The 16178-nt window shown below is 74.7% G+C and carries 9 protein-coding genes and 1 pseudogene; 4 read left to right on the top strand and 6 right to left on the bottom strand.

All coding sequences use genetic code 11. The features are described from left to right. Positions 1–195 precede the first annotated feature (195 nt). Both ABZ573_RS28710 and ABZ573_RS28715 read right to left on the bottom strand, forming a co-directional pair. Entirely contained in the window at positions 196–528 is a 333-nt protein-coding gene (locus ABZ573_RS28710; RefSeq protein WP_327029930.1) for a hypothetical protein, read from the bottom strand. A 141-nt stretch (positions 529–669) separates the two neighbouring features. Beyond that, positions 670–2484: a VanW family protein gene (locus tag ABZ573_RS28715; RefSeq protein ID WP_358122162.1), complete on the bottom strand. Its 1815-nt coding sequence runs from the start codon at positions 2482–2484 to the stop codon at positions 670–672. 180 nt (positions 2485–2664) lie between these two features. Here ABZ573_RS28715 and nudC point away from each other — a divergent pair, with 180 nt between their 5' ends. Beyond that, positions 2665–3585: an NAD(+) diphosphatase gene (gene nudC, locus ABZ573_RS28720; RefSeq protein ID WP_358122164.1), complete on the top strand. Its 921-nt coding sequence runs from the start codon at positions 2665–2667 to the stop codon at positions 3583–3585. A gap of 42 nt (positions 3586–3627) precedes the next feature. Here nudC and ABZ573_RS28725 read toward each other — a convergent pair whose 3' ends face one another. Both ABZ573_RS28725 and ABZ573_RS28730 read right to left on the bottom strand, forming a co-directional pair. Then, positions 3628–6096, bottom strand: a complete 2469-nt coding sequence (locus tag ABZ573_RS28725; protein WP_358122166.1) for a DUF5005 domain-containing protein — start codon at positions 6094–6096, stop codon at positions 3628–3630. Between the two features lie 83 nt (positions 6097–6179). Then, a complete protein-coding gene (locus ABZ573_RS28730) occupies positions 6180–7439 on the bottom strand; it encodes a polysaccharide biosynthesis protein (protein WP_151454841.1) in 1260 nt (419 codons plus the stop codon). An 86-nt stretch (positions 7440–7525) separates the two neighbouring features. Between ABZ573_RS28730 and ABZ573_RS28735 the strand changes: the two are divergent. Both ABZ573_RS28735 and ABZ573_RS28740 read left to right on the top strand, forming a co-directional pair. Continuing rightward, a pseudogene (locus tag ABZ573_RS28735) lies at positions 7526–9088 on the top strand (hypothetical protein); the annotation flags it as partial. A 142-nt stretch (positions 9089–9230) separates the two neighbouring features. Beyond that, the gene (locus ABZ573_RS28740) at positions 9231–9425 is read left to right on the top strand and encodes a hypothetical protein (RefSeq protein ID WP_132238409.1); all 195 of its coding nucleotides are present in this window, start codon (positions 9231–9233) and stop codon (positions 9423–9425) included. Here the strand turns inward: ABZ573_RS28740 and ABZ573_RS28745 are convergent. Further along, positions 9410–10621, bottom strand: a complete 1212-nt coding sequence (locus ABZ573_RS28745) for a glycosyltransferase family 4 protein (RefSeq protein WP_151454839.1) — start codon at positions 10619–10621, stop codon at positions 9410–9412. The genes ABZ573_RS28740 and ABZ573_RS28745 overlap by 16 nt on opposite strands. An 85-nt stretch (positions 10622–10706) precedes the next feature. On the opposite strand from ABZ573_RS28745, the gene ABZ573_RS28750 reads away from it, so the two are divergent. After that, positions 10707–15023: an alpha-(1->3)-arabinofuranosyltransferase gene (locus ABZ573_RS28750; RefSeq protein ID WP_358122169.1), complete on the top strand. Its 4317-nt coding sequence runs from the start codon at positions 10707–10709 to the stop codon at positions 15021–15023. Here ABZ573_RS28750 and ABZ573_RS28755 read toward each other — a convergent pair. Further along, positions 14915–16114, bottom strand: coding sequence for an acyltransferase (locus tag ABZ573_RS28755; RefSeq protein WP_151454837.1), 1200 nt, complete (start codon positions 16112–16114; stop codon positions 14915–14917). The genes ABZ573_RS28750 and ABZ573_RS28755 overlap by 109 nt on opposite strands. Positions 16115–16178 lie beyond the last annotated feature (64 nt).

A 16178-nucleotide genomic window follows, 5' to 3' on the forward strand; every position in this document is an offset into this window, starting at 1 on the left:
CCGAACCCGGAAGCTAAGCCCTCCAGCGCCGATGGTACTGCACTCGGGAGGGTGTGGGAGAGTAGGACACCGCCGGACAATCTTTCAGTTCAGGGTCACCCCTTCGGGGGTGGCCCTGAACTGCGTTACGGACCAATTCGAGGCCGAAAGACGCCAGCGCGTCAGCGTCATGCTGAACGCCGCTCGGCGACTGTGTCAACGATCAGGCCGCGGCGGATCGTCCGGGTGTGCCGGCACAGTCATTCCGACCTGCTCGAACGGGCCGACGATCAGGTGGTACTGCTCAGGCGTGAGCTGCTCCGGCTTCCAGATCGCACGGGCCGCGCTCAGGGTCGCCACGATCGCCTCGCTGATCGCCCCGACACGGTACGCCCAGAACTGCGGGCCGCGGGCGCGCAGGTCATCCCGCACGCGCTTGTCCAGCTTGCTGAACGCCGCAGCGGACAGGCTCGGCTTCGGCTGCCGTCCGTGAGCCCGGCGCACCGCCATCCGCAACTCGTACACCCGCTCCAGGTCCTCGCTGCTCAACTGCGTCGCGACAGTGATGAACCGGTCGACCTCCGCCGTGAACGAAATTGCCATTGCGGCACCGACCTTCCTCTACAGGGCGGACAGCTCTACAGGACGGGGTGCGCGGTGCCTCCGCACCGCCGCGCGTCCATGCGATGGTCAGGACGGCTCGCGACCGCAGATGAAGCGCGGCTCGGCGGAGTAGCGCCAGGTGAACTTCTCCCGCTTCACGACCTTGCCGTCCTTCTTGAACACCCGGTAGGCGTCCTGGGTGAAGCCCTGGCTGCCGCCGGCCGGGATGCAGGTGGGGCCGGGCTCCAGGTAGACCGTCTTCGGCTGGGTGATGCTGCGGCGCGGGGTGTACTCGGTCTTCACGCTGTCCCAGATCTTCGTGCTCCAGATCGACACCGTGATCGAACTCGACGTGTAGGAGGTGTCGATCAGGACGCCGTGCTCGGTGTTGTTGCGGAACTTGAAGTCCAGGTCCGGCCAGAAGATGGTCGACTCGATGACCGCCGGGTAGCGGCTGAACCAGTACGAGTGCGGCTTGTGCTCGACGTCCTCCAGCCCGGCGTAGTACGTCGCGTTGAACAGCGTCGTGGTGAACTGCGAGGTGCCGCCGCCCACCCCCGGGACCAGCTTGCCGTCGAGGATGACCGGGGCGTCCCGGTAGCCCTGGGCGTAGCCGCGCTCGCCGGTGTGCCCGTTGAGGGAGAACGTCTCGCCGGGCAGCACCACCGTGCCGTCCACGTCCTTCGCGATCGTGACGATGTTCTGGCTTCGCGGCGAGGAGAGCCCACCCGTGAAGTGCGTGGTGAAGGTGGAAACCCGCTCCTTGATGCCCAACCCGGCCAGCTTCTCCGCGGTCAGCTCCGGCTCCGCCGGCTTCAGCTCGCCGGTGACCTTCCGGTCGTCCGCCTTCGGCAGGACGGCGAGCAGGTCGCGGCCGAGGGCCGCGCTGTCGAGCTGCTGCCCGGGCTTGCCGTCGACGACCTTCGGCTTGCCGCCGGAGATGGTCATCCGGGCGTCCCTCGGCGGCACCTCGATCGCGGCCAGGTCGGCGCCGAGCGCGGCCCGCAGCCGCTTCACGTCGACCTGCGGGGTGAGCTTGCCGGCCTTGTCGGCGGTGAACCGGAGGCTCCTCGCGATCGCCTTCGGCGGGATCTGCACCGAGCCCTTGCCGGTGGTCAGCGTGACCGGGGCGGCGACGGCCGGCTTCGCCAGCTCGGCGACCAGCCGGTCCACCTCCTCGGCGGTGGTCGCCGGGTGGGTCTCGACCAGCGGCACGGTCACCGGCTGGCCGGCGAGCCAGCCCTCCCGTACCACCTGCGCGGAGCGTTCCGGATCGAGGGCGAGGCTCGGCTTCGGGTGCACCGCCTTCGGCGTGGTGCCCTTCCAGGTGATCGCCGGCATGGTCATCTTCCGGCCCTGGGCGCCGACGACCTTCTCGAGGGCGGCGTCGAGCCGGACGGCGTCCACGGCCACCACCGGCTGCACCGCCCGGGACCCCACGAGCCGGTCGACGGCGTGCGCGTCGGCCTCGGCCGCCGCCGCCACGGTGGCGTCGACGTCGACCGCCAAACCGACGGTGGCAGGGTCGATCGTGGCGGTCCGCTCGCCGACGCGTACCGACAGCGGGGCGTTGAGCGTGGCGGCGCGGCGTTCGAGCTCCGTCCGCAGCTCCCGGGCGGCGTCCGCGCGGCTCCGGCCGCCCAACTCCGCGCCGAGCACCGTCGTCCCGCGCGGCACGTCACCGGCGTACGCGTAGGCACCCGCCCCCGCCACGGAGGCCAGCACCGCCGTGGCGGCCCCGGCGGCCAGCAACAGGCGGGTCCGGCGGGACCGTGACCCGCCCGGCCGGCCAGCCGGCGCGACCGGCTCCGGCTCGTCACCGGGCCAGGTCACAGCCTTGACCTGCACGGTGGGCCGGTCGTCGGCGGGTGGAATCTTCTCGCCGTACAGCGTCACGGTCACCTCGATCGGACGTACCACAACGGGGGAGCGCGCCTCCGCCCGGAAGACACCTACGGTAACCGGCGCCCCGGCGGGTCGGGAGTCAGCGCCCCACCCTTCGCGTCGCGGCGTGTCGCCCGGCGTGTCGGGGGACACCGGCCGGTCGTCGGGCGGGCCGGCGGGCATGGCACGGTAGGGAACATGGGAGCGGACGAGGCGGTCCTGGCGTACGGGGGCGGTTGGCTGGACCGGGCGGGGGAGCTGCGTACCGACCCGGAACGGCTCGCCGCACTGCTGGCGGACCCGGCGAGCACCCTGCTGCCGCTCTGGCGGGACCGCTGCCTGGTCGCGGGGGACGTGCCGGTGCGGCTGACCGGGGAACGGGCGGCCAAGGCGCTCACCGTCGCCGACGAGACCGTCTTCCTGGGCATGGACGAGGGCTCGGCCGTCTTCGCCGTCGACCTCTCCGGGCTGCCCGAGGCCGCCGCCGTCGAGGTGGCGGAGGCGAGCGCCGCCGTGGACGTCCGGGCGCTGGTCGGCCGGCTCGACCCGGCCGGGGCGGCCGTCCAGGCGTACGCGCGGGGGCTGCTGCACTGGCACCGCCAGCAGCGCTTCTGCGGCACGTGCGGGGCGTCGACAGTCGCCCGGGGCGGCGGACACGTCCGGTCGTGCGCGCGGGCGGACTGCGGACGGCTCCTCTTCCCCCGGATCGAGCCGGCCGTCATCGTGCTGATCGAGGCGCCCGGCGTCCCCGACCGTTGCCTGCTGGCCCGGCACGCGGGCGCGCCCGAGGGGGCGTACTCGACGCTCGCCGGCTTCGTCGAGGTGGGCGAGAGCCTGGAGGACGCCGTCCGGCGGGAGATGGCGGAGGAGGCCGGGGTGACGGTGACCGACCTGGCGTACGTGGGCTCGCAGGCGTGGCCGTTCCCGGCCGGCCTGATGGTCGGCTTCCGGGCCACCGCCGCGTCCGAGGAGGTGCGGGTGGACGGCGAGGAGCTGCTGGAGGCGCGCTGGTTCACCCGGGACGAGCTGCGCCAGCGGGCGGCCGCCGGACGGCCGCTGGGCCGCGCCGACTCGATCGACCACCACCTGCTGCACTCCTGGCTGACGGCCGGGGCCTGACCGGGCCAGCTCCTCCAGCGCGACGTGGTCACCGCCTGTGTCTCAGCGGACGAGCACGGCGACCGGCGCGGACGGCGTGCCGGTGTCGATGCCGTCGGTGGCGGCGACCCGGAACTCGTAGCGGTGCCCGCGGACCAGCAGCACGGCGGTGAAGTCCGTCCCGCCCACCGGCACCGGGTCCGTCCGCCATTCCCCACCGGCCGTGACGTCGCGGACCTGGACGCGGTAGGCGAGGCCCGGCCCCGCCGGCCGCCAGCTCAGTCGGGCCTCGCCGTTGCCGGCCGCCGTCGCCGCCAGCCCGGCTGGCGTGGGCAGCCGAGGGACGGCCCGGACCGGCCTGCTCTGCCGCCCGGCACCGGCCTGGTTGGCCGCGGCGACCACGAACTCGTACTCGTGTCCGTTGCGCAGCTGGCGGATGGTGGCCTCGGTGCCCTGCACGGGCACCTCCTCCTCGGTGAACTCCCGCTCCCCGGCAGTGAGGTCCCGCCGGTAGACGCGGTGCCACCCGCCGGGACTGGCCGACCGCCAGGTCAGCTCCACCTCGGCCGTGCCGACCTTCGTCACCCGCAGGTCGGTCGGCACCACCTTCGGCGCGCTGAAGGTCGCCCGGGCCTGCACCGGCGGGGAGAGCGGGCCCTCGCGGTCGCGGTCCACCGCGCTGACGGCGAACTCGTACTCGTGGCCGTGCTCAAGGTGGCGGGCGAGGTGGCTCGGCCGGCTCTCGAGTGCGGGCGACCCGAGGCGGCTCTGGCCCGCCGTCAGGTCGCGCCGGTAGACCCGGTAGGAGACGCCGGGACCGAGGTTGGCCCAGCCCAGCCGGATGTCGCCGTCCGGCTGGGCCTGTGCGGTCAGTCGGGCCGGCGCGGCCGGCGGGCTGACCGATGCGGTGGCCCGGACGGGCGTCGAGGGCGGGCTGTCCCCGCCGCCGCCGACCGCGACGACGGTGAACTCGTACGTCCGGGCGTGCCACAACGAGCCGACGGTGGCGCTGGTGCCGGTGAACGTGCCGACGAGGGCCGGTTCCCGCTGCCCCGCCGTGACGTCGCGCCGGTAGAGCCGGAACACCTGGACGAACGGGATCGGCTCCCAGTGCACCGCGACGTCCCCGGTGCGGCCGGCCGCGGCCCGCACCCCGCTCGGCGGCGGTGGCGGCGGCACGGTGGCGGTCATCCGCGCCACCGGCGAGGGAGGACCCTCGCCCCGCCGACCGACGGCGGTCACCCGGAACTCGTACTCGTGGCCGTTGACCAGGAAGTCGGCCGAGGAGCGGGGCTCGGCGGACGGCTCGCCGATCCGCACGAAGTGGGTCTGCCCGGCGGTCACGTTCCGGCGGTGTACCAGGTAGCGCAGCTCGTCATCGACCGGGACGGGACGCCACCGCAGCTCGGCGTTGCCCGCGCCCCGCGCTTCGGCCGTGAGTGCCACCGGCGCCGGCGGCACGTCGGCCCGGTCCGGCCGGGGGCGGGGCCAGTCGACCTCGACGAAGCGCGGCCGGTAGAGGCCGGCGTCGGCGTAGGTCACGGCGTCGTCGACGTTGTTGACGTTGTAGGAGATCAGCAGCTTGCCCGGACGAGCCAGGTCGGGGTGCAGGTCGGCGTCGTAGACGAGATGCCCGGCGTCCGTCTCGGGCGCGCGGTGCAGGTAGTCCGGACCTTCGAACGGACCCGTCGGCCCACCCGCCGTGTACGCCACCACGTCGGCGCTGAACACCAGGTTGTTCTCGTGGGTCACGAGCACGTACCGGTCGCCGACCCGCTGCACCCCGTACGACGTGCCGACCCCGCTGAGGATGCGGGCGGACTTGTCCGCTGCGGGCGCCCAGCCGGTGCCCGTCCAGAACTCCCACGGGCCGTTCAGGTCGGTCCCGGCGACCCGGGCGACATGCGCGAACTTCGTCTCGCCGCTCGCCTCGGTGCCGTAGATCAGGGTGTGTCCGCCATCGCGGAGCAGGCTGGAGCCCCACGAGATGCGCTCTCCCAGCGGCAGCGGCCGGACCGCGACGGGTGTCATCCCGGGCAGTGCGAAGGTCGCCAGCGAGGTGCCCAGCAGGACGTGGTCCAGCGGGCCGTCGCCCGTCCGGCGGTAGCGGTTGACCAGCATCTGGAGGGTCTCGTCGACGACCTGGGCGTCGCCGATCCAGTAGAACTGGTCGGCGGCCGGGGGCGGTACGAGCGAGGCGGGGTCCTCGGCGGTGCCGCCGTGCACCGTCTCGCGCAGTTCGTCGCCCTGCTGCACCACGGCGGAGTTGTTGATGAACGACGCGGTGCGGGGGCGGGAACCGTCCGGGCCCACAGGGCCGAGAAACGTGTCGGAGAAGAGCCAGAGGAGCCGGCCGTCGGGGAGCCGGACCGAGGCCGTCCGGTCGGCGCCGTTCCATCGGCCGGAGGTGTCGCCGTAGCGCTCGAAGAGGGCGGTGAGCCGGTCGGCCGACATGCCGCCCTCGGCCCGTGCCCGGCCCGGTACGCCGGCCGTCAGGGTGAGCACCAGCGCGGTGGCGTACAGAACGAGCAACCAACGGGCGTGGGTGCGCACCTTCCCTGGACCGGACCCGGTCGTGGCCGTGCTGACGCTCACCAGAAACCCCCGTCTCCTGGTTATCCGTCCCGCACTGTGACATGTCCTCCCGCTTGGGTGGTAGTGGCCGTACGGGTGCGTTTCGACCTGCTGCCCCGCTCGTGGGCCAATGTCAGGAATCCGGTGGCGACGGCGGTGGCCGCCGCCGTCGCCAGGGCGGCCCCGGCGATCCCGGCGACGGTCCGCGGCACGACGGTCGCGACGGCGGCCACGAAGATCACCGTGGACGTCCACAGCGGAGCGGCGGGCCACCGGACCGACGCCGCGACCCGGGCGTTGACCAGGATGAACACGACCGCGTACAGGGCGCCGGTGGCGGCGAAGACCGGGGCGTAACGACCGGCCGCGGCGTAGTCGGGGCCGCCGGCCAGGCGGAAGGCCAGCCCGCCCGCGAGCGCCGAGCCGAGCACCAGCACCGCCCCGGCGCCGGCGACCAGGGCCAGCGCGGCGACCAGGGCCCGCCGGTCCCCCTTGGCCAGGCGGGGCAGCACGATCACGGTCACCACCTGCGGCGCCCACAGCGCCCCCTTGGTCAGCACCGTGCCGACGGCGTAGGTGCCGGAGACGTCCGGCGGCAGGAAGCGGCGGGCGAGCAGGAGGTCGGCGTAGGAGACCACCAGCATCGCCAGGGTGGCGCCGCTGGCGGTGAGCACCGTCCGGGTGGCGAGGGAGGGCACGGCCGGGTCGATGCCGGCACCCCGGTTGAGGCGCACCAGCAGGGCGAGCACCAGGACCGAGGTGAGCGCGCCGGCCAGCAGCGACCCGGTGAGCCCGCCGCCGAGCGAGAGCCCGGCCACCATGCCCCCGTAGCGGCCGGCGCCGAGCAGCGCCATGCCGCCGGCGAGCCGCAGGAAGCGCTGGTCGCCCTGCAACTCGCCGAGCCAGCGGCCGGCCGCCACGACCGCCACGGTCAGCACGCCGAGCAGCAGCACCGCCGGGGCGGTCAGTCGGAGCTGGACGGCGGCCACCGGCAGCGTCAGGGCGAGCAGGGCGGCGGTGACGAGCACCGTGAGCAGGGCCGGCCGGGCGGTGGCGGCGCGACCGTGCCGGGCCCGGTGCACGGCGACCGCGATCTGGAGCCCGGTGCTGGCCACGCCACCGATCGCACCCAGCGCCAGGAGCGTGGCGAGCGCGCTCAGCTCCGCCGGATCAAGGTGCCGCGCACCGAGGACGGGCACCACGTAGGCCAGCCCGTTGACGAACACGCCGGCGAGCGTCACTGCGATGCCGGCGGTGCCGAGCCCGGTCGCCCGGCCGGGCTTTTCCGAATCCGTACCCATCAACCGTCCCGTGTCGCCGGCACTCCCGGCTGTGCAACGGGCGCGCGTACAGTGGCGCCACGCCGGTGCCACGCCCGGTCAGCGTAATGAGGAGGTCAACCCTGCGGGAGAGGTCGATGCTCGTCGGGCTCGGGCTGGCCGTCACCCTGCTGGTGCTGGCTCCGCTGGCGGCACCCGGTTACGTGCTCAGCTACGACATGGTCTTCGTGCCGCACCAGCCGTGGCGCGCCGAACTCGTCGCCCCGTCCGACTCGCTGCCACGGGCGGTGCCGTTGGACGCCCTGGTGTCGCTGGCGAGCCAGGCGGTGCCAGGGTGGCTGGTGCAGCGGCTGGCGCTGGTCGCGGTGCTGCTGCTCGCCACCGTCGGCGCCGGATTGCTGGTGCCGGCCCGGCACCCGGTCACCCGGCTGGTGGCCGCCGTCGGGTACGTGTGGACGCCCTACCTGGCGGAGCGGCTGCTGATCGGGCACTGGGGTCTGCTCCTGGCGTACGCGTCGCTGCCCTGGCTGGTGCTGGCGGTGATCCGGCTGCGGGCCGGTGGACGGCGGGCGCTGCCGCTGCTGGTGCTGGCGGCCGCCCTCGCCGCGGTGACCCCGACCGGCGGCCTCATCGCCCTGGCGGCCACCGTCGTGCTGGTGCCGCGGCGCGGCAGGGGCCGGGTCGGCGCGATCGCGATCGCGGTGGTGCTGCTGCTGAACGCGCCCTGGCTGGTGGCTGCCGCCCTGACCAGGGCGGACGCCCGGACCGATCCCGACGGGGTGGCGGCGTTCGCGGCGCGGGCGGAGAACTGGAGCGGAGCGCTCGGAGCCCTGGCCGGCACGGGCGGGATCTGGAACGCGCAGACCACACCGGTGAGCCGGTCGTCCCCGCTGGCGCCGCTGGCCACCGCCGTCGTGCTGGCCCTGGCGGTCCTCGGCTACCGGGCGCTGCGCCACCGCTGGCCGGACGGGTTCTGCGACCGGCTGGCCGGGCTGGCGGCCGGCGGGTTCCTGCTCGCAGCCCTGGGCGTGCTGCCCGGCCTGGGCGCGTCGCTGGAGTGGCTGGTCGCCACGGTGCCGGGAGCCGGGGTGCTGCGCGACGGGCAGAAGTTCCTCGTCCCGTACGCCCTGCTGGTGGCCGTGGGGTTCGCGCTCGGCGCGGAACGGCTGGCCGGAGCGGCCGGCCGGGTCGGACGGGCCGGCGCGGGCGCGGTGCTGGCCGGGGCGCTGGCACTGCCGGTGGTGGTTCTGCCGGACCTGGCGTTCGGCGCGGCCGGCCGGCTGCGGCCGGTGGCCTATCCGGCGGACTGGGACGCCGTCGCCGCCCGCCTTGACGGCCAGCCGGGCGAGGTGCTCTCGTTGCCGCTGGGCTCCTACCGGGCCTATGCGTGGAACGGCGGCCGGACGGCGCTCGACCCGCTGCCCCGCTACGTCGACGCCGAGGTCCTCGTCGACGACACGCTCTGGGTGGGCACGAGCGAGGTGAGCGGGGAGAACCGGCGCGTCGCGCACGTGCGGCGGGTGCTCGACTCCGGTGCCCCGGTGCGGGCCACCGGGGTGCGCTGGGTGGTGGTGCAACGGGTGGCCGGCGGGCAGCGGACGGACCCGGCGACGCTGGTCGGGCTCCGCGAGGTGTACGCCGGCGAGGACCTGACCCTGTACGAGAACCCGACCACGCGGGGCCCCGGTGCGCGGTGAGCTGCCGAGGGTTCCCGCCGCCAGGCCGGAATCGATCGTCCTCGCGGCCCTCCCCACCGACGCTACTTGGTGGTAACGTCCCGCGCACGCAGCTCACGAGGAGGAAGTCAGCACCATGCGCAGTGCTCTCTCGTTGGTTCTCGCCGGAGTGATCGCGGTCGCTCTCGGCGTCTTCGGGTCGGTGGCGCTGGCCACCACCCTCACCGGCACCTCGTCGTCCGAGGCCGCCAAGGCCGAGCAGGCCGCGCGGACCAGCTCGGACGGCGGTGGCGGCGGCGCCAACAAGCCGCTGGTCTACGGCACGAGGTAGGACGGCTCCACCGGTTCCATCTGCTCCGCCGGCACCACGCTCCGAACGTTCGCGGCCCTCGTCACGAGGGCCGCGAATTTTTCGCCCGAGATCGGCCAGGTGAAGCGGGCCGCGTGCGCCCGCGCCGCCGTGCCCATCGCGGTGCGCCGAGCGTCGTCGGTCAGCAGCAGCCGCACCTTGGCGACGAAGTCGTCGGCACCGTCGGCGAGCAGGCCGGTCTCGCCGTCGACGAGCGCCTCCTCGACTCCGCCGGCACCGCGGAACGCCACCGTCGGCGTGCCGACCGCCCCGGCCTCCACGATGGTCAGCCCCCAGCCCTCCTTGAGCGAGGGGGTGAGCGCGACCCAGGCGCTGGCCAGCAGCTCCCGCTTCTCGGCGTCACTGATGAAGCCGGTGAACCGGACCCGGTCGGTGACGCCCAACTCCTCGGCGAGCTGGCGCAGCTGCGGCTCCCACCAGCCCTGGCCGGCGACCACGAGGGTGAGCCCCGGCAGCTCGCCGGTGAGCCCGGCAACCGCGTGCAGGGCCAGCTCGACCTGCTTGTGCGGCACCAGCCGGCCGAGCACCACCAGGGACGGCTGCGGGGTGCGCGGCACCGGCCCCACCGTCATGTCGGGGGTGCCGTTGTGCACGATGGCGACCCGGGACGGGTCGATGCCGAGGGTGGCCAGTTCCCGCCGGGTGGCCGCCGAGACGGTCACGTACTGGCAGCGGCGGTAGACGCGCGGGGCGAGCCAGGACTCGACCCACCAGCCGAAGCCGGCCAGCCAGCGGCCCAGCACCACCGGCCACTGCTCACGGTGCACGTGGTGCACGAGTGCGATGACCGGCCGGCGGGCGTACAGGGCGGACAGGAAGGGCAGGCCGTTGCCGACGTCCACGATCAGGTCGGGGCGACCGCCCCGGCGCCGGGTCAGCGGCCCGAGGCCCAGGGCTCCGGCCAGGTAGACGAGCGCGGCGCGCAGGTAGACGGTGTGTCGGCCGCCGCGCCGCAGCACGCGTACGCCGGCGGCGGTGATCTCCTCGGCGGGGCCGGCGGAGTGGGTGGCGCAGAGCAGGGTGGCCCGGTGGCCCCGGCGTACGAGTTCACCGGCGATCCGCTCGACGTACACCTCCGAACCGCCGCCCTCCGGGTTCCGGGTGTCGCGCCAGTTGAGGAAAAGTACGTGCCGGGTGGCGGCAGGCGGTGCTTCCACACTTACTCCTACTGCCGAGTAGTCTTCGCGTCGCGTCACACTATGGGCTTCGTCACGGCCCCCGCAATGCCCGATCGGAGGCGAAATGCAGCAGGCGCCGGCCCGCCCGGAGCTGACCGACCGACCGGACGCCACATCGAGAAGGGTGTGGCGTCTACGCTTGGTCGCGGTCTGTCTCGGTTTGTCGGCCCTGGCGTTCCTTCAGGATCCGGGCATGATCGCCATCGACACCAAGGTGGACCTGGCCGTCGATCCAGCCGGATGGCTGAGCCGCGCCCTGCACGTCTGGGACCCGGACGGAACCTTCGGCCAGCTTCAGAATCAGGCGTACGGCTACCTCTGGCCGATGGGCCCGTTCTTCCTGCTCGGCGAGGTGCTCGACATCCCGGCCTGGGTGGTGCAGCGGCTCTGGTGGGCGCTGGTCATGACGGTGGCCTGCACCGGCGTGGTCCGGCTGGCCGAGCGGCTGCACATCGGCACGCCGGCCGCCCGCCTGCTCGCCGGGGTGGCCTTCGCGCTCTCCCCCCGGCTGGTCACCGAGCTGGGCCCGATCTCGGTGGAGGCATGGCCGAGCGCCCTCGCACCCTGGGTGCTGGTGCCCCTGGTGGGGCTGGCCCGAGGCGGCTCCGTACGCCGGGCGGTGACCCTGTCCGCGCTGGTCGTGGCGTGCGCCGGCGGCGTCAACGCGACGGCGGTGCTGGCCGTCGTGCCGCTCGCCGGTCTGTGGCTGGTCGGCCTGCACCCGTTCCGGCTGCGGATCCGGGCGCTCGTCGCCTGGGGGCTGGCGGTGGGCGCCGCCACCGCCTGGTGGCTGGTGCCCCTGCTGCTGCTGGGCCGGTACAGTCCGCCGTTCCTGGACTACATCGAGACGGCGCCGGTCACCACGGCCCCCACCGACATGACCACCGTGCTGCGCGGCGCCTCGCACTGGCACGCGTACCTCAACGGCGCGTACGGGCCGCCCTGGTCGGCCGGCTGGCGGCTGGCCACCGAGCAGCCGCTGGTGATCGCCACCCTGGTGGTGGCCGGTCTCGGCCTCGCCGGCCTGGCCCGGCGCGGGATGCCGCACCGGCGCTTCCTGGTCACCGGCCTGCTGGTCGGGCTGGCCCTGGTCGGGCTCGGCCACGTCGGCGCTATCGACGGGTTCGGCGCCCAGACGCAGCGGGACTTCCTCGACGCGGCCGGCGCGCCACTGCGCAACGTGCACAAGTTCGACGTGGTGCTGCGGCTGCCGCTCATCCTCGGCCTCGCCCACCTGCTGGGGCTGGTGGCGCGGGCGGCCCGCGCGGGCGACCGGCCCGACGTGAACCCGGGCCTGCCCCGACTGCTCCAGCCGGTGCGGCTGCGCGCCACACTGGTCACCGGCACCGCCCTCGTCGCGGTCGCCGGGGTGGCCGCCCCGGCGCTGGCCGCCGGACTGCCCGCCCAGGGCAGCTTCCGGGAGGTGCCCGGCTACTGGCACCAGGCGACCTCCTGGCTGGACAGCAACCTCGGCGACGACCGGGTGCTGGTGGTGCCCGCCGCCCGGTTCCCCCGCTACCTGTGGGGCAGCCCGAGCGACGAGGTCACCCAACCTCTGTTGGAGAGCCCCTGGGCGGTACGCAGTTCGGTGCCGCTCACCCCGCCGGGCACGATCCGGCTGCTCGACGCCGTCGAGTCGGCACTGGCCAACGGCGAGGGTTCCGCCGGGCTGGCCGACCTGCTCGCCCGCTCCGGCGTGCGGTACCTGCTGCTCCGCTCCGACCTCGACTACGGGCGCTCGGGCGCCACCCAACCGGTGGTGGTCCGGCAGGCACTGCAACGCTCGCCCGGCATCCGCCCGGTGCGGGCCTTCGGACCGGAGGTCGGCGGCGGCCAACTGCCCGGCAACTTCGTCGACCACGGACTGAACGTGAAGGTCCGGGCCCTGGAGGTGTACGAGGTCGCCCAGCCGGTCAGCCCCGTCGTCGCGTACGACGTGAAGGGCCTGACCACCGTGGTGGGCGGGCCGGAGTCGTTGCTCCAGATCGCGGCGGCCGGCCGGCTCTCCGACGCCCCGACGGTGCTCGTCGGGGATCGGCCGGCAGGGCTGACCGACGGCCCGGTGGTGCTCACCGACGGGATGCGCCGACGCGAGGTCGCGTTCGGGCAGCCGCACGACAACGCCTCGGCGACCATGACTTCCGCCGACGAGGCGAGGCTCGGCGCGCCCGCCCGGGACTACCTGCCGCCGTGGGGCGAGGGCCAGGCCACCACCGTGCGCTACCTGGGCATCGGGTCGGTCACCGCGTCGAGTTCCTGGTCCGACGCGCAGCCGCTGGTCGGCGGCCGACCGGCGCACCAGCCGTACGCGGCGCTCGACGGCAGCCTCGCCACCGCTTGGCGCTCGGCGCCCGGGACGGTCACCACCGAGCAGTGGCTGGAGGTGGAGCTGACCGAGCCGCAGGTGGTCCGCGAGGTGGGCATCGTCTTCGACACCGGCGCCGACTCCCTGCCCACGAAGATCACCGTCAGCGCCGGCAACCAGCAGGCGGTGGTGGAGAACCCGGGCCAGAGCGTGCAGGTCACCATGCCCGCCGGCTACCCGACCCGGCGGGTGCGGATCTCCATCGACGAGGTCTTCGACATCCGGGCCGGCTTCGGCGGCGTCGGCATCGCCGAGATCACCATCCCGGGCGTGCGGGCCGAGCGCACCCTGGCCGTGCCAGCGCCCCCGGCGACCGCCGCCCCGGCCTCCGTGGTGCTCACCGCCGCCGCCGGTGCCGCGCCCTGCGTCTTCGACGAGGGGCGGCCGATCTGCGACGGCGGACTCGTCCGGGAGTCCGAGGACGGCGACCGGATCGACCGGACGCTGAGCCTGCCGGTCGCCGCCGGCTACGACGTCGCGCTGCGGGTGCGCCCACGTGCGGGCGGCGCGCTGAACGCGCTGCTCGACGGCGGTGGCGCGGCGGCCGTCGCGCGCGGGGTCACCCCGGTGGTCGCCGCCTCCAGCGTCGGTGTCTCCCACCCCGCGGCCCGGCCGGGCGCGGTGGTCGACGGCGACCCGGCGACGACCTGGTACGCCGCCAGCTCCGACCGGCAGCCGTGGCTGCGCCTGACCTGGCCGAAAGCCCGCCAGATCGCCGGGCTGAAGGTGACCCTGCCGCCCACCGCGGCGGCGGCCCGCCCGTGGCAGGCGACCGTGATCGGCGACGGCGGCATGCGCGGTGGCGTCTTCGACGAGGGCGGCAGCCTGGTCTTCGACCGGCCGCTCAAGACGGACGAGATCACCGTGCTGATCTCCGACGTGGTGCCGGCCAACACCTTCGACCCGTACCGGCGGCTGTCACAGAGCCTGCCCGTCGGCGTCGGCGAGCTGACCGTGCTGCCGGACGGACCGGTGCCCCGCAACGACCCGGAGGCGCGCGTCACGCTCCCCTGCGGCACCGGGCCCACCGTCGAGGTCGGTGCGGTACGGCGCCGGACGGCGCTGGTGGCCAGCCGGCGGGAGCTGGCGGAGTTGCGCGAGGTGGACGCGCTCCTGTGCGGCGCCGGAGCGAAGGATCCGCTGCCGCTGGCCGGCGCAGAGGTGCGGGTGGTGGCGGCGGCGAGCCGCCTGGCTACGCCCACCCGGCTCGTCCTGACGCCGCACGCCGTGGTCCCGGGGCCCACCGACGGCAGCGCGGCCGGCTCGGCGGGCGTCGCCGGCGCGGCGCAGGTCCCGGACGCCGTGCAGACTCCGGTCCGGGTGGACGGCTGGTCGGCCACCCGACGGTCGCTGCACCTGGACGGGTACCCGGGTCAGCGGGTGCTGGCCCTGCGCGAGAACGCGAACCCCGGGTGGGAGGCCACCGCGGGCGGCGAGCGACTCACCCCGTTCGTGGTGGACGGCTGGCAGCAGGGCTGGCTGGTGCCGGCCGGGTTCTCCGGCGAGGTGCTGCTGCGGTTCGCCCCGGACGACGGGTACGTCCTGGCACTGGGCGCCGGCGCGATCGCGCTGGGCGGGGTCGCGCTGGCCGCCCTGCTCCCGAGTCGGGGTGTGCCGGTGCCGGTGCCGGCGGCGGGGCCGCCGCGTCGACGCCGGCACCGGCTGCTCGCCCTGCTGTTCGGCGGGACTGCGCTGCTGCTGGTCGGCGGCCTGGCCGCGGTCGCGGTGGCGCTGCTGGCGGCGGCCGGCGTGGTGGCCGGCCACGCGCTGGCGCCACACCTGCACCCACCGGACCGGCGCGGGCTGCGCCGGCTGTACCGGGTGGCCGGGCGCTGGCTGCCGGTGGCCGGCTTCGGGCTGGCCGGCTGGTACGCGGTGACCCGGGGTGGGCACACCGACGCGGCGCCTCAGTTGGCGGCGGTCGCCGCCGTGACGGTGCTCTGGTTCTCCCTCGTGCTCCCGCGCCGACGCGGCCGGGGGGCGTTCCAGCGCTGGAAGGGGCGCTCGACGGCGTAGTAGCTGATGGCGGCGAGGACCAGCCCACCGGCGACGGTGAGCAGGAATATCTCGCCCGTGTCGCCGCTGAAGTTCGGGCGGTCGCCCACGATGTAGACCCCCTCCAGCACGAACGGGTGCCAGAGGAACAGCCCGTAGGACACCCGGCCGAGCCACCGGCCGACCGCGCCGCCGAGGACGGCCTTGGTGCGGGTGGCCGGCCCGAACGCCACCGGCAGCACCACCATCACCGCCACGAGGGCGTACAGCGCCATCTTCAGCCCGAACTCGGCGGCGGTGGGCTCGGCCAGGTCGCGGGGACCCACGATCGGCGTGGTGGCCACGGCCAGGGCGGCCAGCGCGACCGACCAGCAGGCCAGCGGTGCGGCGCCCAGGTCGTCCAGCCACCGCCAGCGGTGACCGGTGCCGGTGCGCAGCGACACGTGGACGGTCGCCAGCGCCATGCCGGCGCCGAACCAGCCGGCGTACGAGGGCAGCCACATGGTGTGCAGGCCCAGGTTGAGCAGGCCCGATCCCATCAGGGCCACCCAGCCGGCGGTGATGGCCAGCCCCGCCGCCACGATGAGGACGGTGGACCGGCCGGGCCGCCAGCGCCGCCGCATCAGCAGCACGGCGAGCAGCGGCAGCAGCAGGTAGAAGGTCGCCTCGGTGGCGAGGCTCCAGGTCTGGCTCAGGCCGTGGCGCAACTGCCGGGGTTCGTAGATCTGGGTCAGCGTCAGGTGCCGCCACCAGTCGCCGGCGGAGGCCGGCTGGTTCTGCGGCAGCACCAGCAGGCAGACCACCACGGTCAGCCAGTAGGCGGGCAGGATGCGGGTCGCGCGGCGCCACAGGTAGCGCCGGGCGGAGGGGGACCGCTGCCCGGTGGCCGACGAGTGGGCGTACGGGCGGAAGAGCAGGAAGCCGGAGAGCACGAAGAAGACGGCGACGCCCACGTCGAGGCGGGACAACCAGCTGCCCAGCCCCGAGTCGCCGGTGTTGGCACCGGTGGCGAACCCGACGTGGTGCCCGACGACGGCCAGCGCGCCGATCACCCGTACGGCGTCCAACGCGGGCAGTCGGCGGAGGTCGTGATCCGGAGTTGGGGCAGACATCAACCGTCCAGAGGGTCGCGTGAATATGTAACCCGGGAGTAACCTGCGGCCAAGTTTAGGGACA

Source organism: Micromonospora sp. NPDC007220, from assembly GCF_040634035.1.
In the GTDB taxonomy this organism is placed as follows: domain Bacteria; phylum Actinomycetota; class Actinomycetes; order Mycobacteriales; family Micromonosporaceae; genus Micromonospora; species Micromonospora reichwaldensis.